The 23,761-nt window shown below is 41.4% G+C and carries 22 protein-coding genes and 1 pseudogene; 4 read left to right on the top strand and 19 right to left on the bottom strand.

Annotated elements, in window-relative coordinates:
- Positions 1-162: 162 nt before the first annotated feature.
- Positions 163-1,020 carry a DegV family protein gene (locus GJU41_RS05615; RefSeq protein WP_070878972.1) on the bottom strand — a complete coding sequence of 286 codons (858 nt, stop codon included), beginning with the start codon at positions 1,018-1,020 and terminating at the stop codon, positions 163-165.
- Positions 1,021-1,300: 280 nt separating this feature from the next.
- Between GJU41_RS05615 and GJU41_RS05610 the strand changes: the two genes are divergently transcribed.
- On the top strand, positions 1,301-2,215 hold the full coding sequence (locus GJU41_RS05610) for a CobW family GTP-binding protein (protein ID WP_070878971.1): 915 nt from the start codon (positions 1,301-1,303) through the stop codon (positions 2,213-2,215).
- A gap of 766 nt (positions 2,216-2,981) precedes the next feature.
- Here GJU41_RS05610 and GJU41_RS05605 read toward each other — a convergent pair.
- The 3 genes from GJU41_RS05605 to GJU41_RS05595 form a co-directional block, all read right to left on the bottom strand.
- The gene (locus GJU41_RS05605) at positions 2,982-3,896 is read right to left on the bottom strand and encodes a ketopantoate reductase family protein (protein WP_070878970.1); all 915 of its coding nucleotides are present in this window, start codon (positions 3,894-3,896) and stop codon (positions 2,982-2,984) included.
- Positions 3,897-3,984: 88 nt separating this feature from the next.
- Positions 3,985-4,827, bottom strand: coding sequence for an ABC transporter permease (locus GJU41_RS05600; RefSeq protein WP_070878969.1), 843 nt, complete (start codon positions 4,825-4,827; stop codon positions 3,985-3,987).
- On the bottom strand, positions 4,820-6,025 hold the full coding sequence (locus tag GJU41_RS05595; RefSeq protein WP_154318130.1) for a quaternary amine ABC transporter ATP-binding protein: 1,206 nt from the start codon (positions 6,023-6,025) through the stop codon (positions 4,820-4,822). The genes GJU41_RS05600 and GJU41_RS05595 overlap by 8 nt, the downstream gene beginning before the upstream one ends.
- A gap of 228 nt (positions 6,026-6,253) precedes the next feature.
- Between GJU41_RS05595 and GJU41_RS05590 the strand changes: the two genes are divergently transcribed.
- A complete protein-coding gene (locus GJU41_RS05590; protein ID WP_070878966.1) occupies positions 6,254-7,126 on the top strand; it encodes a glycine betaine ABC transporter substrate-binding protein in 873 nt (290 codons plus the stop codon).
- A gap of 74 nt (positions 7,127-7,200) precedes the next feature.
- Here GJU41_RS05590 and GJU41_RS05585 read toward each other — a convergent pair whose 3' ends face one another.
- Positions 7,201-8,820 (bottom strand): ABC-F family ATP-binding cassette domain-containing protein, encoded by a 1,620-nt coding sequence (locus GJU41_RS05585; RefSeq protein ID WP_070878965.1) that lies wholly within the window; start codon positions 8,818-8,820, stop codon positions 7,201-7,203.
- A gap of 196 nt (positions 8,821-9,016) precedes the next feature.
- Here GJU41_RS05585 and GJU41_RS05580 point away from each other — a divergent pair, with 196 nt between their 5' ends.
- Complete coding sequence (locus GJU41_RS05580) at positions 9,017-9,277, top strand: hypothetical protein (protein WP_070878964.1); 261 nt, start codon at positions 9,017-9,019, stop codon at positions 9,275-9,277.
- Positions 9,278-9,567: 290 nt separating this feature from the next.
- On the opposite strand, the gene GJU41_RS05575 is transcribed toward GJU41_RS05580, so the two are convergent.
- From GJU41_RS05575 to lepB, 3 genes are all read right to left on the bottom strand, one after another.
- Positions 9,568-9,963 carry a DUF1499 domain-containing protein gene (locus GJU41_RS05575; protein ID WP_154318129.1) on the bottom strand — a complete coding sequence of 132 codons (396 nt, stop codon included), beginning with the start codon at positions 9,961-9,963 and terminating at the stop codon, positions 9,568-9,570.
- 57 nt (positions 9,964-10,020) lie between these two features.
- Positions 10,021-10,959 (bottom strand): DUF4349 domain-containing protein, encoded by a 939-nt coding sequence (locus GJU41_RS05570; protein WP_070878962.1) that lies wholly within the window; start codon positions 10,957-10,959, stop codon positions 10,021-10,023.
- Between the two features lie 69 nt (positions 10,960-11,028).
- Positions 11,029-11,580: a signal peptidase I gene (lepB, locus tag GJU41_RS05565; protein ID WP_070878961.1), complete on the bottom strand. Its 552-nt coding sequence runs from the start codon at positions 11,578-11,580 to the stop codon at positions 11,029-11,031.
- A gap of 207 nt (positions 11,581-11,787) precedes the next feature.
- On the opposite strand from lepB, the gene GJU41_RS05560 reads away from it, so the two are divergent.
- A complete protein-coding gene (locus GJU41_RS05560; RefSeq protein WP_070878960.1) occupies positions 11,788-12,426 on the top strand; it encodes a LysE family transporter in 639 nt (212 codons plus the stop codon).
- Between the two features lie 68 nt (positions 12,427-12,494).
- Here the strand turns inward: GJU41_RS05560 and GJU41_RS25350 are convergent.
- The 11 genes and pseudogenes from GJU41_RS25350 to GJU41_RS05500 all read right to left on the bottom strand — a co-directional run bounded on the left by GJU41_RS25350 (position 12,495) and on the right by GJU41_RS05500 (position 23,436).
- Positions 12,495-13,261 (bottom strand): annotated as a pseudogene (locus GJU41_RS25350) (alanine:cation symporter family protein).
- A 311-nt stretch (positions 13,262-13,572) separates the two neighbouring features.
- Positions 13,573-13,761: a hypothetical protein gene (locus GJU41_RS05545; RefSeq protein WP_070879151.1), complete on the bottom strand. Its 189-nt coding sequence runs from the start codon at positions 13,759-13,761 to the stop codon at positions 13,573-13,575.
- A 272-nt stretch (positions 13,762-14,033) separates the two neighbouring features.
- Positions 14,034-14,642: a YdcF family protein gene (locus tag GJU41_RS05540; protein WP_139149166.1), complete on the bottom strand. Its 609-nt coding sequence runs from the start codon at positions 14,640-14,642 to the stop codon at positions 14,034-14,036.
- A 255-nt stretch (positions 14,643-14,897) separates the two neighbouring features.
- On the bottom strand, positions 14,898-16,091 hold the full coding sequence (locus GJU41_RS05535; RefSeq protein WP_154318128.1) for an ABC transporter permease: 1,194 nt from the start codon (positions 16,089-16,091) through the stop codon (positions 14,898-14,900).
- The gene (locus tag GJU41_RS05530) at positions 16,088-16,774 is read right to left on the bottom strand and encodes an ABC transporter ATP-binding protein (protein ID WP_070878956.1); all 687 of its coding nucleotides are present in this window, start codon (positions 16,772-16,774) and stop codon (positions 16,088-16,090) included. Before GJU41_RS05530 ends, GJU41_RS05535 begins: the two co-directional genes overlap by 4 nt.
- Complete coding sequence (locus GJU41_RS05525) at positions 16,771-17,898, bottom strand: efflux RND transporter periplasmic adaptor subunit (protein ID WP_070878955.1); 1,128 nt, start codon at positions 17,896-17,898, stop codon at positions 16,771-16,773. Before GJU41_RS05525 ends, GJU41_RS05530 begins: the two co-directional genes overlap by 4 nt.
- A complete protein-coding gene (yknW, locus tag GJU41_RS05520) occupies positions 17,895-18,602 on the bottom strand; it encodes a YknW family membrane protein (protein WP_070878954.1) in 708 nt (235 codons plus the stop codon). Before yknW ends, GJU41_RS05525 begins: the two co-directional genes overlap by 4 nt.
- Positions 18,603-18,742: 140 nt before the next feature.
- Positions 18,743-20,563 carry an ABC transporter ATP-binding protein gene (locus GJU41_RS05515; protein WP_154318127.1) on the bottom strand — a complete coding sequence of 607 codons (1,821 nt, stop codon included), beginning with the start codon at positions 20,561-20,563 and terminating at the stop codon, positions 18,743-18,745.
- A 9-nt stretch (positions 20,564-20,572) separates the two neighbouring features.
- Positions 20,573-22,327: an ABC transporter ATP-binding protein gene (locus tag GJU41_RS05510; protein WP_070878952.1), complete on the bottom strand. Its 1,755-nt coding sequence runs from the start codon at positions 22,325-22,327 to the stop codon at positions 20,573-20,575.
- 364 nt (positions 22,328-22,691) lie between these two features.
- Positions 22,692-23,264 carry a GrpB family protein gene (locus GJU41_RS05505; protein ID WP_070878951.1) on the bottom strand — a complete coding sequence of 191 codons (573 nt, stop codon included), beginning with the start codon at positions 23,262-23,264 and terminating at the stop codon, positions 22,692-22,694.
- A 1-nt stretch (position 23,265) separates the two neighbouring features.
- On the bottom strand, positions 23,266-23,436 hold the full coding sequence (locus GJU41_RS05500) for a DUF6440 family protein (protein ID WP_133311377.1): 171 nt from the start codon (positions 23,434-23,436) through the stop codon (positions 23,266-23,268).
- Positions 23,437-23,761: the final 325 nt, after the last annotated feature.

Below are 23,761 nucleotides of genomic sequence, written 5' to 3'. Positions count from 1 at the left end.
TTTCTATTTATAGTATTAAAATTTATATTTTATGCGCTTCTTTGTCCAGCTCCAGCGCTCAGGCTCCTCGGCCAGAACGGATCCGCAAGTATTGGCAAAAAGCGCCTTCACTAACGGATCCTTATCTGTCATGCCTGCGCTAAACGGGCACTTGCGCTTTTCTTATTTCTCAGATGGTTTCTTTTCAAACCACATCAGTCCTATTGTTCCTTCTCCTACATGAGCGGAAATCACAGGACTTAAATCTCCAACTTCAATTTCCAATGACGGGTCGATTTGCGAAAGTCTTTCCTTCCACTCACCCGCTTTTTCAAAGAGGTTGCTGTGAATGACAGCTACTCCATAAACACCCTTTTCTGTATAGGATGCTTTAAAAAGTTCGAAAATGCGGTTTTCAGCTTTTTTGGTCGTTCTTACTTTTTCAAGCTGAACCAATTCACCATTCTGAAACTCAATAATCGGGCGAATTTGCAGCAGATTGCCGATTACCATGCCCACGCCGGAGACACGTCCCCCTTTGTGAAGCTGCTCTAGGCTGCCAATCAAGTTAAGTCCTCTTACCCGCTCAGGGAGCTCCTGCAAATGTTCGGCTATTTCTTTGCCTGTATACCCTTCCCGGTCCATGCGGGCACCCTCAAGCATCATGTATTCCTGAGCTTTTGCGCCAATTTTAGAATCTATATGAACCATATTAAACCCGGCAATTTCTGCAGCGAGCATGGAAGCATTCAGGGTGCCGCTTACTTTTGAAGTCACATGAATGGCAATCCCCATTTCGTATTCCTGTTTCAGTTTCTCATATAATAGAACGAAATCACCGACAGCAGGCTGACTTGTTGTTGGTGAAACTTTCGATGCTTTTAACTTTTCATAAAACTCATCATTTGTCAGTTCAATGCCGTCTTTATAACAATTCCCATCAAATATGATCGAGAGCGGCACTACATTTATCCCGTATTTTTCAGCAGTATCTTCAGAAATGCAAGATACACTATCTGTTACCCATGCAATTTTTTTCAACGTATCGTAACCCCCAGGCGTTTTCACTAGGCTCTTTAGGAAGACATTGTTTTCTAATCTCAGTCTTTGCAAAAAACAGCCTTTCATTAACACATACTGCCAATTCCTACTAGATTGCTAGGAAAAGTGTCAACAGTTTTCATTCTATAGTGAACTAAAGGAATAAACAATAGAAAGATTTACATGTTCATTGAATTTTCTTATTTTATGAAGATGATTGACGGAAAAAGCAGAATTCATGTACGATGAGACATATCAACCTGAACGGGAGAGTAAAACGATGAAATCTGTTGAAGTCTACATATTATCTGGATTTTTAGGAGCGGGTAAAACAACGCTATTAAAAAATATTTTAAAACAAGAACAAGATAAAAACCGAAAAATTGCCGTCATTATGAATGAACTCGGGAAAGTATCCATCGATTCTGACGCTGTCTCGGACGATATTCCTTTAAAAGAGCTTTTGAATGGATGTGTTTGCTGCACAATGCAAGGGCAATTAGAAGCACAGCTCCAGGGTATGCTCTCACAATACGATCTAGATGCGATCTATATTGAAACAACAGGTGCGGCACATCCGATTGAAGTGCTGGACGCTTGTTTATCGCCTGTTTTTGCTGAAAAGTTAGCCATTGGGTCCATCGTAACGCTTGTTGATGGCGCCCGCTATCATGATCGCCGTGCCTTAAGCATTCAGCTTCAAAAGCTCCTGCAGGAACAAATTCATCATGCTGATATTGTTCTTTTGAATAAAGTGGACAATCTCTCAGAATCAAAACAGGCATCCCTCGTCTTTGACATTCAGAACATTGCCCCTGATTCCAAAGTGCTGCTGACTCAATACGCCAATATAAGATTAAGCGATTTTCAGCATTTAACCCGCAAGCAGCAGAAGGAGCATCAAAAAACACATGTACAGCTCGATCTTCATTTAAAGACATATGTTCATACCTTTGAAGAACAAATTGATTTTGACGCTTTTGAAGATTTTCTGAGAAACATGCCTGATACGATCTACCGCATAAAGGGTTACCTTTCCTTTACACATTCCCAGGATACGTACTTGTTTCAGTATTCTTACGGCATGCCGCTCTACTTAAAAGAGCCTGTTAAAATGAAAAAGACGCTTGTTTTTATCGGTGAAAATTTAGATCATGCCTGGCTGTATGATCAGCTGGAGGCATTGCAGAAATAGCTTTCTTAAAATGGCATGCAATATGCAATAGGTAAGAAAATGGGCAGTAAATTGCACAGCAATTTGCACCCGTTTTTTGTTGGTTTTTTTCAGGAAGAAAGAGGTGTGCTTGTTGAGTATTCAGTACACTTCAGTCGTCCATTTCGTTCATTCAACTGTAAAATCATTCGCATTCTTTGATGCCACAAAACCCGGGTGCTTACTCAGTTGTGGAATCATACGGTCTATGATTCTATAAAGCTCGGGAGTTTGACCAATTGAGGAATCATACGGCCCTTTGATTCCATTAAACCCGGGAGTTTGGCCAATTTAGGAATCATACGGCCACTTTGATTCCATAAAACCCGGGAGTTTGACTAATTGAGGAATCATACGACCACTTTGATTCCATTAAACCCGGGAGTTTGGTCAATTTAGGAATCATACGACCCTTTTAATTCCACAAATCCCGAAAGTTTGACTAATTGAGGAATCATACGACCCTTTGATTCCACAAAACCCGGAAGTTTGCTCAATTGAGGAATCATACAACCACTTTGATTCCACAAAACCCGGAAGTTTGCCAGTTGTGGAATCATACGGCCCCTTTGATTCCACAAAACCAGAGAGTTTGCCCAGATGGGGAATCATACACAAGTGAATTAGTATTTATGTACAAAAATGTACCTTTATCAATTGCTGTCAAAATGATAATAACGCCCAATTAGAAAATTGGGCGTTTTCCTAATGCTATTCACTTACTTAAGTTTAACGCAGGCAGGTTCTCTTAGCGATTCTTCTCATATATCTTCAAATTCGCATACACCATCGATAAAACCTGCGCTTCTATTTTATGTTTTTCGGCAAGCTTCAATAGATACCCCTGCAGATGATCTGCTTCGACTTCTGTCAGTTTTTCCATATCCCTCTGCATGGAGGACTTCATTCCATGTGTCATGTTATGTATTTTTCCGAGCTGAATATTTTCAATTCCATCAGCAATTGGCGCACCTTCCGCACGCATAATCGATCCGATTTCATAAAAGAGTTTCTGTGTAACACTTATTCCGAATTCATTTTCGCGGATGGGACCGATTGGTGAACGGAACAGTGTTGTGACACCAGACAAGCCGGAGATGAACATATATTTATGCCACATATCAGCGAGTATCCTGTCACTCTTTCGAATCTCAGCATTTGAGCCGGCAAATAATGCTTCCAGTTTTTCAACTGCTTCAGCCTGCTCACTGTTTAGTGCCCCGTAGACGAGCTCATGGATCGGACTGGTCTGCACGATTGCCCCATTCTGATCCACTGTCGATTCAATAAAACATAAACCGCCGATGACACGATCCTCAGAGAATCTCTCCTGCAGCATCTCTAAATGGGCGAATCCATTTAGAAGCGGCATAATGAGTGTTTGATTTCCTGCAAATGGAGCTAATTCTTCCATGACATTTTTCAGATGATAAGCTTTGACAGATAACAGGATGAGATCGAATGGTTCCCTTTTCTCTCCTGCAAGCACTATTTTTGCACGATGCTGATAATCTCCGTGTATGCTTTTTACTTGCAGACCTTGTTCATTCAGCAAATGTGCCCTTTTTTCTCTGACTAAAAACGTGACATCTTCCCCTTTTTCGGCAAGACGGGCACCAAAATATCCGCCCACCGCTCCTGCACCAACTACTAAAACTTTCACTTTTCCATCCCCTTCCCTTCATATATAAGTTTATAGAAGCTTTTAAGAAAAGACAAAAAATCCTGCTCGGAATAAGCAGGATTTCTTCTTAACCTTCTTTTTTCTTCGTCCCAAGATTTTGAGTAATGCGGTCTAAAATAATAGCCAGGATGACAATAGCAATTCCCGCTTCAAATCCCCGTCCAACTTCAATTCTTGTTACAGCCCTGTAAACATCCACTCCAAGCCCGGGAGCACCTACAAGTGATGCAATAACGACCATTGAGAGAGCAAGCATGATGCTTTGATTAATTCCCGCCATAATGGTTTTAGTGGCAAGCGGAAGTTCAACTTTAATAAGTTTCTGCATAGTGGTTGATCCAAATGCATTGGCTGCTTCAACCAGATCTTCAGGAACCTGGCGAATCCCCAAGTTTGTCAATCTGATGGTCGGCGGCATAGCGAAGATAACAGAAGCTATGATCCCTGGAACGACTCCAATACCAAAGAAAAGAATCGCCGGAATTAAGTAAACAAATGCAGGCATTGTCTGCATTAAATCCAGGATTGGCGTCATAATTTTTGAAAATGTTTCATTCTGAGAAGCAATAATCCCAATCGGCACTCCAATGATAATCGAAATAATAACGGAGGTTAAGACAAGTGACAGGGTATCAATTGTCTGTTCCCAATATCCAAGGTTAACAATAAACAGCAGTCCGACAAAAGCTAAAACCGGCAATGACCAGCTTCGGCTCACATACCATGCTATGCCTGTTACAATCAAAATCAGCAATAAAGCAGGTATAGCCATTAATCCGTATACAATAAGATCGGTAAATCCTTCAATCCCATCTGAAAGCCAGCCGAAAAAGCCTTCAAACGTTTCATTTAAATAGGTGACAAATCCATCAACCCATCTGCCGACTGGAATTTTAGGAATGTTATTCATGGACATTCACCTCTTTTTTCTCTGTTCCCGCAAGAGCCTGAATCACTTTCTCGCGTTTAATAATTCCCTTAATTCTCATGTTTTCATCCACTACAGGCAATGGATACTTGCTCGATGCCATTTTTTCATAAAGATCGTCGAGAACTGTGTCCACCGTCACGTAAGGAATATCTTTCTCAACGTATGTTTCTGTCGGCAAATCTTCGTTGATTGCTTTAACTGCGTCATCAGCAGATATTAGTCCCATCAGCGTTTGTTTTTTATCGACCGTATAGACACTTGAATATCCTGCATCTCTCATAAGCTTGAGCGCTACACGAGGGCCTCTGTCAAGCAGGATTGTTTCCGCACGGCTCATAATCGAACCTGCCGTAATGACTTTAGATAAATTGACGTCTTCAACAAATCGTTCTACATATTCGTCTGCAGGATTTGTCATGATTTCTTCCGGAGTTCCGATTTGAACAATCGATCCATCTTTCATAAGGGCGATGCGGTCTCCAATCCTAAGGGCCTCATCAAGGTCATGAGTAATAAAGATAATCGTTTTCTCCATTTTTTCCTGAAGCTCAAGCAACTCATCCTGCATGTCCTTGCGAATAAGAGGATCGAGGGCGCTGAACGCCTCATCCATTAAGAGGACATCAGGTGCATTGGCCAAAGCACGCGCAAGTCCGACACGCTGCTGCATGCCTCCGCTGAGTTCGCTCGGATAGCTGTCCATGTATCCTGTTAACCCTACAAGCTCCAATGATTCTTTGGCACGCTCGTGTCTTTCTTTCTTTTCCATTCCCTGTACTTCTAGTCCATATTCCACATTCTCAACGACAGTACGATGAGGAAACAGGGCAAAGCGCTGGAAAACCATGCTCATTTTTTTTCGGCGCATTTCCCTTAAGGATTCGCCTTTTAGCTTCATAATATCTTCATTATCAATGTAAATATGGCCTGATGTAGGATTAATCAGCTTGTTTAACAGTCTTACAAGTGTAGACTTCCCGCTTCCTGACAGTCCCATGATGACAAAAATTTCACCTGCATAAACTTCAAAGGTTGCCTGGTTAACTCCGACAGTCATCCCTGTTTCCTTTAAAATCTCTGCTTTTGATTTGCCTTTTTTCAGCAAATCTACACCCTTTTGCGGGTTTTTCCCGAATACTTTTGTAATCTCATTCACTTTTAGCTTCACTTTTTTCAAGTACAAAACACCTCTCACTCGCGACTTCTATTGTTTCAGTTTTCACATCATAAAAATGAAATATGTAATTTTTCCGCTCGAATAGGAAGAATATATGATGGACGGCTGCTAAAACGGAACCAGTTATCTTTACCCCCTCTAATAGAAATTGAAACAAATTAAATGTTTCCAATACATTTATATAGGGAATAACATACTTGTTACATAATACGGCTGGAGGTTTTACTAGTGAAAAAAAGCTTTTACGCAATAACAATGGCAATCTTATTTTGTTTTGTTTTATCTTCATGTACTCCTGGAAATACGGATAAAAAAATTAAAATCGGCATGGTAAACTGGATTGATAACATTTCGACTGCTTATTTATGGAAGCTGATTCTTGAGGAAAAAGGATATGACGTTGAAATCATTGAACTTGAAAAAATCGCGCTATGGACAGGTCTTTCCCGGGGAGATATCGATGTGACCGGACAAGTTTGGCTCCCGCTTACCGACAAACCGCTCTATGATAAGTTTAAAAAAGACGTTGAAATCGGAGAGCCATGGTTTGAAGGGACACGACTTGGACTTGCGGTGCCCCAGTATATGAAGGATGTTAACAGCATCGAAGACTTGAACTCTAAAAAAGCTGAATACAATGGTGAAATCATCGGGATCGATCCAGGTTCAAGCTTGATGCAGCTGACAACAAAAGCGAAGCAGAAGTACGGCCTTGACTATGAGCTTGTTGAATCTTCCGAGGCTGCCATGCTGACAGAATTTAAAAAAGCGTATAAAAAGAAAGAACCGATTGTTGTTACGCTTTGGAGTCCGCATTGGGTGTTCGCAGATTACGACATTAAGTACCTAGACGATCCTAAAAATGTGTACGGTGCTCCTGATAAAATTCATTCGATGTCAAGAATCGGATTTACGGAAGAACATCCGGAAATTGTGAAATGGATGTCAGAGTGGAAAATGAATGATAAACAATTAAATTCTCTTATTAAATACGTTCAGGAAGAATCACTGACACAAGAACCTGATGCCTATGAAAAAGGCGCAGAAAAGTGGATAAAGAAGAACAGAGATCTTGTCGACAGCTGGATAGAGGAAAAATAAAAAACCGCCGATTTGGCGGTTTTTTGTATTAAATGACGGAAAACAGCTTGCTCTCGGCAAAGCTATTCCGTTTTTTATGCATACATAGTCTGAATCTGCTTTTGAACATCCTCATTCTCAAGGTACTCATCATACGACATTTGTTTGTCAATCACGCCATTTGGTGTAACCTCAATAATGCGGTTTGCAATCGTTTGAACAAACTGATGGTCATGAGATGTGAAGATCATTGCACCCTTGAATGCAATTAATCCGTTATTTAGGGCTGTGATTGATTCTAAGTCTAAATGGTTCGTAGGCTCATCTAACAGAAGAATGTTTGAGCTGCTGAGCATCATTTTAGACAGCATACAGCGGACTTTTTCTCCACCGGATAAGACACTTGCTTTTTTAAGAACTTCTTCACCAGAGAAGAGCATTCTTCCAAGGAACCCGCGCAGGAAGCTTTCGCTTTGGTCGTTCGGCGAGTATTGGCGAAGCCAGTCAACAAGGTTTGATTCAACGCCTTCGAAAAATTCGCTGTTGTCTTTAGGGAAATAAGCTTGAGAAGTAGTAACTCCCCATTTGAATGTTCCGCTGTCTGCTTCCATTTCGCCCATTAGAATTTTAAATAGAGTCGTAATCGCGATTTCATCACGGCCGACAAGGGCAATTTTATCTTCTTTGTTCATAATAAAGCTAACATTATCAAGAACTTTTACACCGTCGATTGTTTTTGTGATGCCGTCAACGCGGAGAACATCGTTGCCGATTTCTCGCTCAGGTGTAAAGCCGACCCAAGGATAGCGGCGTGAAGATGGTCTGATATCATCAAGGGAAATTTTATCAAGCAATTTCTTTCTTGATGTAGCCTGCTTCGATTTCGAAGCATTAGCACTGAAACGCGCAATAAACGCTTGAAGTTCTTTAATTTTCTCTTCTTTTTTCTTGTTTGCATCAGATGCCATGCGGCTTGCAAGCTGGCTTGATTCATACCAGAAATCATAGTTTCCGACATAAACCTGAATTTTCCCGTAATCAAGGTCCGCAATATGCGTACATACTTTGTTAAGGAAGTGACGGTCATGGGATACAACAATAACGGTATTTTCAAAGTTGATCAGGAATTCTTCAAGCCACTGAATCGCTTTGATGTCCAAGTGGTTCGTAGGCTCATCAAGAAGAAGAACGTCCGGCTTGCCGAACAAAGCTTGAGCAAGCAATACTTTCACTTTGTCTCCGCCTGTTAAGTCTGCCATTTTCTTGTCATGAAGCTCATCTGTGATGCCAAGCCCTTTTAAAAGAATGGCAGCTTCACTCTCAGCTTCCCACCCGTTAAGTTCAGCAAATTCGCCTTCAAGCTCAGCTGCACGCATGCCGTCTTCATCTGAAAAGTCAGCTTTCATGTAGATGGCATCTTTCTCCTGCATCACTTCATAAAGGCGGGCATGGCCCATAATAACAACCTTCATCACTTCATAGTCTTCATATTCAAAGTGATTTTGTTTTAGAACTGCGAGACGTTCTCCAGGTCCTAAGCTGACGTTTCCTGTCTGTGCTTCAATCTCTCCTGAGAGAATCTTAATAAAAGTAGATTTCCCTGCACCGTTTGCTCCAATTAAACCATAGCAGTTGCCAGGGGTGAATTTTATGTTAACATCTTCAAAAAGTTTGCGGTCACCATATCGTAATCCAACATTGCTTACTGTAATCATTAAAGTTAGTCCTCCATCTATACATAATCTACAAAATTATAACACGAACTGGCGAAAAAAAATAATAAATGAAGGTTTGCCATGAAAATAATCGGGTCATTTATGCAAAGTCCATCTAATGTTCACATTCCAAACGTTTTGAACGGTGCATTTTTATGGTAGGATTATGTGTATTACATCCCGGAGGTTATCCCATATGAAATTGCTTACACTCCTAGAATACTCTCTCTATATTTTATTTACCGGACTGTTCCTTGCTTTTACAGGGTTTCAGACGAGCAATATCACTTTCTTCATCGGCCTTGTCGTCATCTATCTCATCGTCCACTATTTCAGCAAAAAAATCTTAACTAAATACGGAAAAATAGATGCGAAGGTATCTTTTGGAAAATCAATTCTTGGAATTATCGGAGCGGTTTTTGTCACGATGCTCGTTTTGACGCTGATATACACATAAGAAAAGCGCAAGCGCCCGTTTAGCGCAGGCATGACAGATAAGGATCCGCCAGTAAAGGCGCTTTTTGCCAATACTCGCGGATCCTTTCTAGCCTAGGAGCCTGAGCGATGGAGCTAGACATCTAGAAAAGCGGAACCGACTGGTCAGACCCGACAGACAGATAAGGATCCGGCTGAAAAGGCGCTTTTTGCCTTTACAGACGGAGCCGTTCTGGCCGAGGGGCTAGGAGGTGGAGCTAGACATCGAAGCGCAAAATTTTATACTTACTTCTCTCTTAAAAACAGACAACCTCATCGGATGTCTGTTTTTTCGATTCTGCGCGTTTCTCTGCCGAATCGATCTCTTATCTCCTCCATGCGTTTTCGATTGACGCCAAAATCGTAATAGCCGATCCGTGATGCTGACCTGAAATGAATCTTCTTTTCTCTGGGTTCGAGGAAAAACTCCACATCATCCTTAAATTTCAAGACTTTCGATCTAAACACAGCATGAAGACGATTCTCGCTTTGCTCAGCAATTTCCGCATGCTCCATTGAGTGAAGTGCATTTCTTAGATGATTCATTGCGGCGCTTGCATCACATATAAAAGAGATCGGTTCCATTTGGTGGTAGCTCGAAGTATTTACGGTTGATACACAATTTTTTTTCGACTTAGAGCATGCTTTTATATACATAGTATCCTTCATATTTCCATCCCGCCTTTTTCTTCTTTTTCCCAATCATGGAAAAAAGAAAACCAGAGATTATTCTCCCATATCAGTGGGAGGCGCTGAATTGCCTTTATTCATGTATTTTTTAATTCCAAGCCACAACGCAAAACAGATTAAAAATAAAACGAGCAGAACAGGAAGATTTCCAGCTGTAAAAACAATTAGAGCAGAACCGGCTGCAAGCAGAGAGTTCAAGCTTTCCATGAACTGTTTTTTCGTTTTATCCCATGTATTCAAATGTTTGTTTTCAAGTCCCGGCACAGTAACCCTATCCTCTGAGATATGCATCGTAATCGTTGCGAAAGAAGTTTGGTTTTTTAAGTAATTGATTCTGCCTGTAATCTGTTCCATTTCCTCTTGTACGGCACTTAAATCAGAGGATATTTTCAGCAGATCCTCTGTTTTTTGAGCATCTTTCATAAAGCTTAGAAGCCGTTCCTCTACGGCCTTTTTCGCTTTAAGTCTTGATTCAAGATCTACGTATTCCTCTGTTACATCCTGGCCTGTGACCGTCTGCTGATTCACTTTTACGCTTCCCTTTTCAACGGTTTTTAAGAAGCTCTGGAATTTATCCTGCGGCACCTTGACTGTCAGGGATCCTTCTTTCGGCATTTCATCCTCGTTTGTATATGTATTTGATTCAATGACATATCCGCCTAATGAAGCAATGGTACTTTGAAAAGAAAAAACAGCTTCATTAAAGTTTTTCACCCTAATAGACAGATCAGCCGTATAAATGACTTTGCGGTTTTCAGGTGCAGAAGGGACAGCTTTGTTTTCAGGTGAGGATATTTCTGCCTTGTCAGCCTGCCCGCCTTCTGAATGCATGGCCATATCAGAGTCACCCGTCTCTTTTGCAGATTCTCCGCCTGAGCTGTCCGCACTTTTTTCTGACCCGCTTTCTGAACTGCTGCACGCTGCACTAAATAATGCGAGAAATAGGATAACGATGATCGTTCCAGCCTTTTTCATTTTCAACACACTCCCCTTTTATATAAACGAATAGACGAGAGTGTTTTCCACTTGGTTACATCTTTAGCATTATTTTGTTTTTCTTATTTTTTCAAATGGAAAGAACACAAATTCTGCCTTTCCGGCAATGCGGTCCTTTGAAATGAATCCAAGACCATTTCTCGAATCCATGCTGTTTGTCCGGTTATCTCCCATGACAAAAACGTCATGCTTCGGAACAGTGACAGGTTCGAAATCATCCATCAGAAACATCCCAAGTTTTTCCGCCTTCTTTTCATTTGAAAGCAAATACGGCTCCTCAAGCTGCTTTCCATTTATTTTCAGCTTATGACCTTTAACCTCCACTGTATCGCCAGAAAGCCCAATGACTCTTTTCACATAATGAACATCCTTTTCATCACTATCTATGATGACGATATCTCCCCGCTTCACGTCGCCGATCATAAAACTTGATTTGCTCACAAACAGGCGATCACCGTCATGGAGAGTTGGATCCATCGATGATCCTTCAACTAAATAGGGTTCAAAGAGAAATAGACGGATGATCAAAGCCAGTCCCACTGCAAGCAAAACCGCCTTGCCCCATTCCAGTAATGTGTGTGACTTCCGTTTTTTTGACATATGAGATCCCTCGTTTGCCGGAAATTTTTCTCTTTAAATAGTTAACCGCAGACGATTCAAAACCCTTTTTCCACAAGCAAAAAAGAAAACAGTACACGCCTCATCCGTTTTTTCAATTTATTGCAGCTCAGCAGAAATTATGATCAATAAATACCGCCTGTCCGAATACACTTAATGGACAAGGAATCGAAAGGCAGATGAATCTGGATGGAAAGCTTATTCTTTATCGTTAAACCGATTGTGCTTGGCATAAGTCTGGCTGCACCAATAGGTCCGATTAAATTGGAGATGATCAAGAGAGGAATCATGGGAGGTTTTTGGCCTGCGATGCTAGTTGGAATCGGAGCCATCACAGTCGATATGATGTTAATGTTCGGCATCTTTCTCGGTCTTGTGACCTTTCTTGAAAGCACGCTGTTTTCTGCAATCTTAAGTGCTGTTGGAAGCTATTTTTTAGCGAAGCTCGGCATTGGCAGTATTCTCCGCTCGCTGTCTGCAGAAAAAATAATAGAGTCAGATGATGAAAAAAAGAGCGGTGCGGGATCATATTGGACTGGCTTTTTCATTGCTCTTGGCAACCCGTTTATTTTTATATTTTGGCTCGGGGTTTATGGATCTGCGCTGACAAGCCTTGGCCCGCATCATACCTTTCTCTATTTGCTGATCTACAGTTTGCTGATCATAGCGGGTGTTACTCTATGGAATTTAAATATTGCTCTGACGATTCATTTTATCCGGGATTATATTAAAGATAGAATGCTGAAAGCCATTACCTTCATTGCCGGTGTTATCTTACTTGGTTTCAGTATAAAATTATTCATTCAAATGGTTGGAATTATTACGTAAATGCTCGAGCAGGGCTTTTTTAACAGCCGGAATCAGTTTTATGACAGCTAGAATATTGGGTATGACAATCAAAATAGGAAGAAATCAAGCAGTGTCCAGACAAGCTTTACACTGCATGCAGCCCCGGCAAGAATCGCTGATAAATAAAAGAGTCGAACTGCAGGCATTTTTGTTTCTGGTCTAAGAAATTCCATTTGTTTTTCCCCGTAATAGATCATGATCATAATTGTCGATAGAACATATAAGGTAAGGAAAAAAGAAAGCATATGTGCCGCTGCCCTTTCAGGGATCAGTGTTGCAAAGGCATATGCAACCAGAGAGGATGCCTCCTGCTCGCTGTGCTCTTTCCAACCCCGGAGCAAAGCACGGCCAGTCCAGTAAGGGTACAAATGACAAGAGTATCCACGATGACCGCAAGCATTCCCCAATAGGCTTGTGTGAGCGGTTTTTTTACAGCTGTGGCAGAGTGAGCGATAGCTGATGTACCGAGTCCAGCTTCACTGGAATAAAGCCCTCTTGATAACCCCCATCTAAGAGTACCTGCAATGGCAGCACCAGGGAAAAGCCCCAGTGCCGCTGATGGAGTAAACGCATGGACAAAAATTTCTTTAAATATAGCTGGCAGCTCAGCTGTATGACTTATAATGACCCAGAAAGTTGCTGCTATGTAAAGTCCGACCATTAAAGGCACGAAAACACTCATGACCCGGCTGATACGTTTCATTCCTCCGAAGACAACGAGAGCCGTTACAACCATTAATGCCACCCCGGTTATTAATTTCGGCAGCCCTGCTGAATGCCCCAAAGAAAGGGAAACTGCATTAGACTGCACCATAATACTTACAAATAAATGATCATAGGATAGCCCCAAAGCCATTCACACACTCTTGTAAACAAAGGAACCACACTCTTCTCCTTAAACTTAACACTCTGAATAGTTTGTGCTTCTATAAGTCATTCCATGATAAAGCAATAAAAAAGAGGATCCATCTAAAAGTAACGGGTTCAGTTGTGAGGTGCAAAACACCAATTCGCAACCTAATTCGCATAACAAATAGCATATGTTTTAACAATACATTAACAACAGAAAAAGCAACTGAATTCGCTCAGTTGCTTTTAAAAATTTTACTGAATAATAGAATCGTATTATGAAACAACCTCAAATTTCAAGGTGTTTCGATTTACTACGATATATTCACCTGTTGAGTAATTCATTACTTGAGATACTTCCTTGGTATGTGTTATTTCAATATGATTGTTTTGTATATCCACCAATAATTTTATTTCCACATCACTTTCTCCATATTTTAAACCACTATAAGATAATTTCGTCATCGTCATCATCCCTTTCCTAATGATTAATATGTGTCTTTTGTTCACTATCGTATCTCTTTTAAACGCTGACTGCTATCCAACAGACTCTTGTTAATTGGTGTGCGAAATGTACTGCTGATTCTCCTGTTGAAAAAATAAAAACCTTTATATATCAACAAATAAATAGACCTCAATTTAAATGCTGATTGGATTCCGAATTATAATGTTTTTTAAGTATTTGCACCTCTGAACCGAACCCGTTATATCTAAAAGACGATCCTCTTTTTCTCTAATTATTCAAATGGTGCCGTTACCAGGTATCCAGCATAAAAAAGCACTTCTTTTGTATACACAGGCAATTTCGTTTCCCACGTTTGATACGCTGAAGTCGTAGTAGGTGAAGAATAAGCTTTCATCCCAAGTTCTTTTGCAAGAAGGAAGGAACGCTTCATATGATATGGATCGCTTACGATCGTGTAAGAATTCAATCCTGCTTTTTTCCCTGCTTCATATGCGTTCTTCAGATTATCTTCTGTCAGTCTTGAGCTTGTCTCAAGTAAAATATCTGATTCTTTCACACCGTGCTTGACCGCATAGTTTTTTCCGACAACCGCTTCAGGCAAATCCGTTTTGATCGCTTTGCCTCCTGTAAAGATAATCTTATCAACATCTTCCTTTTTATATAGCTTGATTGCATGGTTGATCCGTTCTTTAAAGACGGGTGAAGGATTCTCTCCCCATGCAGCAGCTCCGAGCACAATGGCTGCATCGGTCTTAACGGTTTCGTGCTTATTGCCGAAATGCCAGATGCTCAAGGAAGAATAAACCATCAGCAAAAGAACGGCTAGCACCCCCATTTTAAAAAGAAATGCGGCAATTTTCCCAAACTTCATTGTAATCATTCCAATCTCATCTGCACATAAAATACCTATACCCTTTTTACCATCATCACCAGCATGGGGCAAGAGTTTTTTTATGAGAAATGTGGAATCGGCTGTTCTGCCGGGTTTTCTCTGGTTTATGATCCTGCGTCTTATTACATCCAATCACAGCCTGAGAAGTCCTGTTTCATGCGAAAAGATTCCACAGTAAAATTCGGATATTAATGAGAGCACGATTAAAATAAGCTCATCTAAATAGATGAGCTTATCTTATCCTTATTCATATCGAAGAGCATCAATCGGATCGAGTCTTGCTGCTTTGTTTGCAGGCAGCATCCCAAAGATGACGCCGATGATCATGGAGAATCCGAGTCCGCCGAGTACAACCTGCCACGAAACAAGCGACGGCCAGCCTGCAAAAACGGAAACAAGCGACGCCCCTCCCGCCCCAAGCAGAATGCCGATGATCCCGCCAATGAGGGTTAGAGTAATGGACTCAATTAAAAATTGAGTGAGTATTTGTCTTTTCGTCGCTCCCAGCGCTTTTCTGATGCCGATTTCCCTGGTTCTTTCAGTGACAGAAACAAGCATGATATTCATGACCCCGATGCCGCCGACAAAGAGCGAAATCCCTGCAATGGACCCGATGATTAATGTCATAATTCTAGTTACCTGTCCGATTCCTTCAGCGATTTCTTCCATATTGAAGACTTGATACGCATCCTCTTTATTATGCTTCTGATTCAAGAGCGCGGTTGCTTTTTTTCCTGCTTCCTGAAGTTCCTCTGCACTTTCTGCCTGAAGAGTTACCTGATTAAAATCAGATTTGCCGAAGGAAGCACGATAGGTATTGGAAGGCAAGTAAATTTCCATGGAGCCAAAAGAAAAAAGACCAGTCGGCTTTTCAAGCACACCGACAATCTCAAACGGCTGCCCATTTACCCAGATTACTTCACCAATAGGATTTTTCTCTTTAAATAACTCCTTTTTCGTCTCCTGACTGATGACGCCAGCACGGCGGCCGCCGATAAAGTCGCCTTCAACAAGATTTCTTCCAGACTCAATTTTCAGTTCGTTTACTTCAATGTAAGCCTGATTAATGCCAAAAATGGAAGTATCCACTGTATCTTCCCTGTACCTGGCAGGCATGAATTCCGAGCTGGAGGCCACTACTTTAGAGACTTCAGGGATACCTGATAACTCATCAATATCCGACTGAGTAAAGGCTGATTCCATATAAGCATTGGGATTCGACTGCATTTCTTCTTCACTTGGCTGGTAAAACACTTCAATCGTGTTGCTTGAACCGGTAAATTGCGATTTCAGCATTTGCTCTCCGCCCTGTCCGATGGCCACAACAAGTATGACAGATGCAACACCAATAATGATCCCAAGCATTGTTAAAATAGACCTCAGCTTATGAGCGAGAACAGAAGCGAACGCCATCCGCAGGTTTTCCATTATGCTCATGCGTTTCTCCTTTCCGCCCCGGCAGATTGAACTTCCCCGTCTCTTACCATGATGATGCGCTTCGTGTAGTCCGCTACTTCCTGTTCATGTGTGACAATGATCACTGTTGTCCCCTCAAGATTAAGAGCTGCAAATTGCTCCATAATGGAGACGCTTGTCTTTGTATCCAGAGCACCTGTAGGCTCATCTGCAAGGATAAGACGAGGCCTGTTGACAATGGAACGGGCTATAGCTACACGCTGTTTTTGCCCGCCTGAAAGCTCATTCGGGAGATGGTTCATCCGGTCTGCAAGCCCGACTTTCTCAAGTGCCAGCATCGCCCGTTCTTCCCGCTCTTTTTTCTTTACTCCTGCATAGACCATTGGAAGCTCTACATTTTTCAAGGCCGTCAGTCTCGGCAGCAGCTGAAACTGCTGAAAGACAAAACCGATGGAGAGGTTTCTCACTTTAGCGAGATCTGTGTCCTGATAGGCGGCAACGTCTTCTCCGCCCAGAAAATAATGTCCGTTTGTCGGACGGTCCAAGCAGCCGATAATATTCATTAACGTCGATTTCCCTGAACCCGATGGGCCCATTATGGAAATGAATTCGCCTTCTTCAATGGTTAAATGGATGTCTTTTAAAACGTCGAATGATTCTTTTCCGACCTTGTAGCTTTTCGTAATGCCGGAAAGCTGGATCATTTCACCGTCACTTCCGTCCCGCTCTGAAGATCGTCTTTCGGCTTTGAAACAATCGCATCATCTGCTGTTAATCCATCTTTAACTTCCATATAATCGGAAGAAGCTGTTCCTATTTCAATCGTCTTTTTCTTCGTTTTCCCGTCCAGAACGGTATAGACAAAATAGTCCTCACCATCTTGTTTTACAGCATCAACAGGTACCGTCTGCACGCTGCGCTTTTCCGTTTCAATTTCCATAATCAGTTTAAAGCCGGGTTTTGCCATCATTTCGCTGCCTTCAATGGATACCTCTACCGGATATTGTACAGCCGCATTTTCAGTACCCATTGAACTTGGCGGAGCTTCAGGAAGCAGACCGATTTTGCTGACTTTTCCCTTCCATTTTGCGTCAGGGACAACATCTGAACTTAAGGTAACAGGCTGTCCGTCTGCCACTTTTAAAGAATCATATTCAGACAGTACGCCGCTGACAATAAATTGATCTGTTTTTGCAATATGTATAACTGCTTTTATGCCGCCCTGTTCTGCTGCTTGTTCAGGATTATCATCAATTGTCATGACAGTGCCTGACATGTCGCTTTTCACTTCGAGAGCACTAAGCTGTTTTTCTATCGTTTCTTTTTGCAGCAGAAGCTGGCGAAGTTCTATATCTGCCATTTTTTGTTCCATTTTCAGCTGATCACGCTCAGCATTGATCGTTTTTTCAGCTTCATCTTCTCCAACTTGTTTGCTTAAATCTTTTTCTTTTTCATTGAGATCGTCCAGCTGATTTTCAAGCTGATTAATTTTAAGATAACCAGATTCAATGGAAAGAGCATTTTGTTCTTTTTCTAGAGAAAACTGCTGATTTTCATAGCGGAGGAGGGGAGTTCCCTCTTTTACGGCATCTCCCTCTTTTACTAGAATTTCAGCAATGTCCCCTTTTTCCGGATCTTGATAAATATACTGTTCATTTTGGAACTTCAGTGTACCAGGGACCATCACATTTGAAGCAATTTCCTGCTGAGACAGCTTCACTGTACGGACGGTTTCTACCTCTTTGCTCATCGCACGATAGACGTTTACACCAACGAGCAAAGCGATGATTGAAACGACACCGATTGAAATCCAGGTTTTTTTCTTCATGCTGCAGGGAACATCCCTTCAAGCACGCCTCCTGCAGTTGCCAGCACTGCACCGATGACGAAGAAAACGATCGCAATTGTCCAGGCTGCCGCTTTTGATAAACCTGCAACGCGCTGAAGTCCGATTGCCGTTAGAACCGTTCCCCAAATCGTGAAAACTTCAAGCGTCATGAGCAGTCCGCCAAGGCCCCCTTCAGCACCAACAATGCTGTTCAAGCTAGTGTAAGGATTGATATAATTTTCTTCTTTTACTAAAAATGCAATAAGTCCGTTTAAAAGCGTTCCAATCGATGTGACAAATGCAATGTAAATCGTCATGGAAAGAATTTGTTTAAATTTAACGGCAGACCCAACCATTTTCGTAATCGCAAGTGTGATGGCAGCCATAATAATAAGAACGATAATACTGCCAATGCCTCCTACAACGATACTGACGACGCCCATGATTGTTCCAAACATAGCGGCTTCTTCTTCTGTAACTCCAAGCTCTGATGTTAGATCACCTGTAAGTTCAGGAGCATTTACAAATGATAAGAAAGTACCTACTAAAACCATCAATGTAACAAGGAGAAAACCAACAAGCACTTTAGGGTTTTGACGAATGCGCTCAAATTGCTCTCCCGGGTTCATGATCATTCCGAATAAAGACGGTTTAGGCGGCTCTGGTGTGTTTCCTTCAACTGCATGATTTGTTTGCTGTTCCATATCCAATTACCTCCAATTTTTATATGTTCTGTAAGTAATACGATTGTCATAAAAATAGGTTTCATCATTTCTATCATTCTTTGAAAATATTTTATAGGATCAATAAAAAGAGCCAACCGCGATCGATTGGCTCTCTCTTCTTACCCTGCGTCAAGCATTCTGAATTGAGCTTTCACAAGCTCAAAATAGATTCCCTGCTGCTTCATAAGCTCTTCGTGATTTCCCTGCTCCATAATATTCCCATGATCGAGTACAATAATATTGTCCGCCTCGCGAATCGTCGATAAGCGATGGGCAATCATAATAGCGGTTCTGCCTTTTAAAAGCGTTTTTAGGGCCTGCTGGATTTTCACTTCTGATTCTGTATCAATACTTGCTGTTGCTTCATCCAAAATTAATATTTTCGGATTAGCAAGTATGGCTCTTGCAAAAGAAAGAAGCTGCCTTTCCCCAACAGATAGCACGTTTCCGCGTTCTTCAACCTCTGTCTCATAGCCATTTACAAGATCTTTAATAAATTCATCTGCCCCGACTGCTTCAGCAGCAGCAATGACTTCTTCGTCTGCTGCTTCCGGTCTGCCGAAACGGATGTTTTCCTTGATCGTTCCCGAGAAGATAAAGGTATCCTGCAGAACGACGCTGATTTGCGACCGCAGGCTTCCGATTGATAAATCCCGAATGTTATAGCCGTCGATCTTTACTTCTCCGCCTGTTGCATCGTAAAAGCGGCTGATTAAGTTTGCAATCGTTGTTTTTCCGGAACCGGTGTGTCCTACAAGGGCGACAGTCTGACCGGATTCAATTTGAAGGGAAACTCCGTTTAATGCCTTGCGGTTCCCATCATATGAAAATTCAACTTTATCAAACTCGATATCCCCCTTCATATCTTGCAGAACGACCGGATCATCGGTTTCTGAAACAATTGGTTTTTCATCTAAAAATTCGAAAATCCGTTCAGATGAGGCCATCCCCATCAGCAGCTGATTATACACTTGGCCAAGTCTTGAAATCGGCTCCCAGAACATTCCCAGGTAAAAAGCAAAGGAAACAAACTCTCCAATGGTAATTGATTCATTTGCAATTAATGAAGCACCAAACCAAATAAGAATGGCAGTGCCTATTGCATTTGTCATTTCTACAAATGGACGGAAGACAGCATTCTTCTGCGTCGCATCCTGCCAGCTGCTGAAGTTTTCCGTGTTGATCCCGTCAAAGAACTGAATGTTCTCCTTTTCCTGCGTGTAAGCTTGAGTAACCCGGATGCCCTGTATGCTTTCATTCAAATGAGAATTCAGCATAGACTGCTTCAGGCGGACGGTTTGCCATGATCTCCGGATTTTTTTGCGCAGGCTTGTTGAGATAAAAAACATAATCGGCAGGATAATCATAATGGCAAGGGCAAGCGGCGGACTGATCGTAAACAAGATGATAATAACCCCGATAAGCAAAAGGAAATCCATTAATAGATTAATAACCCCGCTTGTAAAAAGCTCCTGCAGAGAGTTAATGTCATTCATAATGCGGACGAGAATCGATCCTGCTGACCGGGAATCAAAAAAACGGTGGGACAGAGATTGAACATGTGTAAACAAATGCTTGCGCAAATCATAGATGACATTTTGCCCAAGCATGTTCATCCATCTGCTCCTGAGCGTATTGGCCACATATGAAATGAGGTAAAGTCCAAAAATGGACCCTACCAGCACCCACAGCAAATCCAGGTCTTTCTGAACGATTGCTTTATCAAGCGTGTATACGCCGATTAAAATTGGCACAATTAAACGGACAATGGTCGTCATAATTACGGTAAGAAAAGAAAGAGGCAAAAGGTTTTTTGAATACGGCTTAATGTACCCCATTAACCTCCCCATCTGTTTCCAATTAAAAGGCTTTTCAATAATTTGATCCGTAGAATAGTAGAATCTCTGCTTAATTAAATCCTGCTTATCTTTCTTTGGCATCTTTTTCACCTACCCTGCGTTTGACTGTACAACAGCTTTTTGGTCTTTATATTGAATGTCATAAATTCGTTTGTATGGGCCGCCTGTATGGAGCAGCTGCTCATGTGTTCCTCTTTCGGCAACCTCGCCATCCTGAAGTACGATAATTTCATCGGCATGTTTTAATGAAGAAATCCGGTGAGCGATAATAATCGTCGTTCGATCCTTCATGACGGCTTTTAAGTCTTTTTGGATACGGAACTCTGTGTCCATATCAACCGCACTCGTTGAATCATCCAAAATCAGAATGCTCGGATCCACGCAAATGGCGCGTGCAATGGAAATCCTCTGCTTTTGTCCCCCTGATAGACCCATGCCCCGTTCTCCAAGCATTGTGTCGTACCCCTCAGGAAGCTCCATAATAAATTCATGTGCCTGAGCGCGTTTGGCCGCATCGATGATTTCATCCATCGTGGCATTAGGTTTTCCATAAGCAATATTTGATTTAATCGTCGTAGAAAAAAGGAAAGATTCCTGCAGCACCACTCCGATGCTTCCTCGCAGGGATTTTAAAGAATGATCTTTAATATCCTTTCCGTCCAGCAGAATCTGGCCTGAAGTCGGTTCATAAAAACGCGTCATTAATTGAGTGACGGTTGTTTTTCCTGAACCCGTAGCCCCAATCAGCCCGACCGTTTTTCCAGGAGGCGCATCAAATGAAACATTTGTTAAAGCCGGTACATCTTCTTCATTGTATTTAAGCGAAACATTTTTAAACGTAACGTGGCCTGATAATTTATCTGCTGACAACTCACGGTCTGCATCACTGATCTCTTCATCCGCATCTAGAATTTCAAGTAAACGTTCACCAGAAGCTTTTGCTTGAGAAAATAAATTGATGACGAATCCCAAGTTCATGATCGGCCACATGATATACCAGACAAGGCTGTAAAAAGCCACAAGTTCACCCGGCTTAAGACTGCCGTTAATCACCATGTATCCGCCGAAAGCAAGTAAAGCAACGACGCAAATATTTCCGATGAACTCCATAAGCGGAAAATATTTCGCCCAGACATTCGATGTGTCTAAATATTTCTGTTTGTAATCGTTGTTTGAGGAATTAAACTTTGATATTTCAAAATCTTCTCTGGATAAAGATTTTACAGTATGAATGCCGCTGATATTTTCCTGAACATTCGTATTCAGTTTCCCAAATGATTTGCGGATGCCTCTGAAAGCAGGGTGCACCCTTTTATCAAAACGGTAGACGGCGACAGCGAGGAACGGCAAAGCTGCAATCGTGACGAATGTCAGCGGTACCGAGTAATAAAACATGACGCAAAGACTGATGACAATCAGAATAATGAAGCGTATCAGCTCCGCAATTCCGAATGACAGGAAAAAACGGAATCCTTCCACATCCGCTGTGAGCCTTGACATCAAGTCTCCTGTTTTTGCATTGTCATAATAGCGAAATGGGAGGCGCTGAAGCTTTTCATAAAGTTCATTTCTCATTCTGTACACGGATTTAATTCCAAACATATCCCCTAAATACTGATGAAAATAAGTCGCTACTCCCTTTACCGTCATGATGCCGACAAACCCAAGCGCAATCCAGGGCACAAGTGAAAACTGTTCTTTCAGCACGACATCATCAATGGTAAACTGCAGCACCATCGGATACACAACGGTGATGACTGTCATAATCAGCAGAAAACCCATTGACCATAAGAAATCATTTTTGTAAGGCATATAAAAGGCCCTTAGTTTTTTGAATGTTTCCAATGAAATCCCTCCTTCGGCCTTTGCTTTTTTCTTTAGCTTTCAAAATATTTACAACGTATTACTTAATATATCGGGTTTCGAAATATATTTCTAGTCATTTTACGCAATTTTTATAAAATTAATGCTAATTAATGAATTCAGACTCCTTCCTTATTATAAGGCGTCTCAGTCGTAAGTCGGATAACTGAAAAAGCATGGAATCAAAGATCCATGCTTTTAAAAACACACTATCTATTTCTATGTTTCAGCCAATTATTCATGACTTCAGCTTTGGAAATTGCGTTTGTATCTTTTTCAATGCGAGTTTCCATTTTCGCGGCTGCTTCCATAGATGGCTAAGACGTTCATGCTGACACTTTTTCTATTAATTGTGATTTCGTTTTGCTTTATTTAAAATCTGTAAAACACACTCCGTTTTGGCATCTGCATATTCATTTCCTGTTTTCCAGTCATTCTTTGAAAGTTCCTGCTTTACTGCCTCATACATCAGACGATCTTCCGGATGTCTGCGGAGATGATCACGGAACAGGAGATGATCCTCCCACCATTGATGAGTTAGGGGCACAGTATGTATGTGGGCTGTCCGGTGCTCATGCGGAATGTTTACTTCTTCTTTTTCAATAACATTAGGATAAAGATGCAGATATTCTTCTTTTGCCCCGATAAAAAAACGCCTGAATGGCAATGCTTCATCGTACACCTTTTTATAAATATAAGGGGAATCTGCTAATGCATCGACTACAAAAGACAGCTTTTCAATAGACGGAACACCGATTAAAATATCAATAACCGGCTTTGCTGAAAGATCTTCAACCGAGGTGCTTCCTATATGTTCAATTTTAATTGAGGGATCATTAAAGGCATTTTTCAGTCTTTCCTCGTGCAGGCGGAATTGCGTTTTCCAATCCGGGTTATATTCAGATAGATGGATCTTCATCTTATTTACCTAGCAGCGGCTTTCCTTCAGCATCAACAAGCAAGGTAATTCCCACACCGCCGCCGGAGATCGTCTGCAGGTATTGAACCCCTGTTTCTGTATCCTTAATGACCCTTATTACATCGAGGGTCCCTTGTGACTGAGTCACTTCAAACCGTTTATTTGCTGCCATCCAGATTCCTCCTTTAGTAATAATTGCTAATTTTATATTTATAGTATCATAGTTAGGTTTGAATCTTGGTTTTTTACCCATATTTTAAGAAAGTAGATTTGCTTTTTTCTTTTCAATGATGTTTTCGCATAGATTGTTGTTTTTGATGATAAATGGTGTCCGTTACTATCCGCTCCACTATAGGTTTTAAACATGTAGTCTAAACTACCCGCACTATCCATATTACGGCTAATATTGATAAACGGGATGTTCGCTTTCCCGTTTTTTACTTCTATTTCATCATTCACAAAGGATATTTCTTTGGGCTGAGAACCGTTTGGTATCT

It is taken from the genome of Metabacillus idriensis (assembly GCF_009674765.1).
Classification (GTDB): Bacteria; Bacillota; Bacilli; order Bacillales; family Bacillaceae; genus Bacillus_P; species Bacillus_P idriensis.
The sequence above is the reverse complement of the archived record's forward strand: the minus strand, read 5'-3'. Positions and strand labels throughout refer to the sequence as shown.

Excerpts from the sequence above, each read along its gene's own strand:
- GJU41_RS05600 (WP_070878969.1), bottom strand. The coding sequence starts at position 4,827 with ATGAATAACATTCCTAAAATTCCAGTCGGCAGATGGGTTGATGGATTT.
- GJU41_RS05580 (WP_070878964.1), top strand. The coding sequence starts at position 9,017 with ATGAAATTGCTTACACTCCTAGAATACTCTCTCTATATTTTATTTACC.
- GJU41_RS05570 (WP_070878962.1), bottom strand. The coding sequence starts at position 10,959 with ATGAAAAAGGCTGGAACGATCATCGTTATCCTATTTCTCGCATTATTT.
- GJU41_RS05525 (WP_070878955.1), bottom strand. The coding sequence starts at position 17,898 with ATGAAGAAAAAAACCTGGATTTCAATCGGTGTCGTTTCAATCATCGCT.
- GJU41_RS05585 (WP_070878965.1), bottom strand. The coding sequence starts at position 8,820 with ATGATTACAGTAAGCAATGTTGGATTACGATATGGTGACCGCAAACTT.
- GJU41_RS05500 (WP_133311377.1), bottom strand. The coding sequence starts at position 23,436 with ATGGCAGCAAATAAACGGTTTGAAGTGACTCAGTCACAAGGGACCCTC.
- GJU41_RS05545 (WP_070879151.1), bottom strand. The coding sequence starts at position 13,761 with ATGACGAAATTATCTTATAGTGGTTTAAAATATGGAGAAAGTGATGTG.
- GJU41_RS05535 (WP_154318128.1), bottom strand. The coding sequence starts at position 16,091 with ATGAGCATAATGGAAAACCTGCGGATGGCGTTCGCTTCTGTTCTCGCT.
- GJU41_RS05505 (WP_070878951.1), bottom strand. The coding sequence starts at position 23,264 with ATGAAGATCCATCTATCTGAATATAACCCGGATTGGAAAACGCAATTC.
- GJU41_RS05575 (WP_154318129.1), bottom strand. The coding sequence starts at position 9,963 with ATGAAGGATACTATGTATATAAAAGCATGCTCTAAGTCGAAAAAAAAT.
- GJU41_RS05515 (WP_154318127.1), bottom strand. The coding sequence starts at position 20,563 with ATGCCAAAGAAAGATAAGCAGGATTTAATTAAGCAGAGATTCTACTAT.
- GJU41_RS05540 (WP_139149166.1), bottom strand. The coding sequence starts at position 14,642 with ATGATTACAATGAAGTTTGGGAAAATTGCCGCATTTCTTTTTAAAATG.
- GJU41_RS05560 (WP_070878960.1), top strand. The coding sequence starts at position 11,788 with ATGGAAAGCTTATTCTTTATCGTTAAACCGATTGTGCTTGGCATAAGT.
- lepB (WP_070878961.1), bottom strand. The coding sequence starts at position 11,580 with ATGTCAAAAAAACGGAAGTCACACACATTACTGGAATGGGGCAAGGCG.
- GJU41_RS05530 (WP_070878956.1), bottom strand. The coding sequence starts at position 16,774 with ATGATCCAGCTTTCCGGCATTACGAAAAGCTACAAGGTCGGAAAAGAA.
- yknW (WP_070878954.1), bottom strand. The coding sequence starts at position 18,602 with ATGGAACAGCAAACAAATCATGCAGTTGAAGGAAACACACCAGAGCCG.
- GJU41_RS05610 (WP_070878971.1), top strand. The coding sequence starts at position 1,301 with ATGAAATCTGTTGAAGTCTACATATTATCTGGATTTTTAGGAGCGGGT.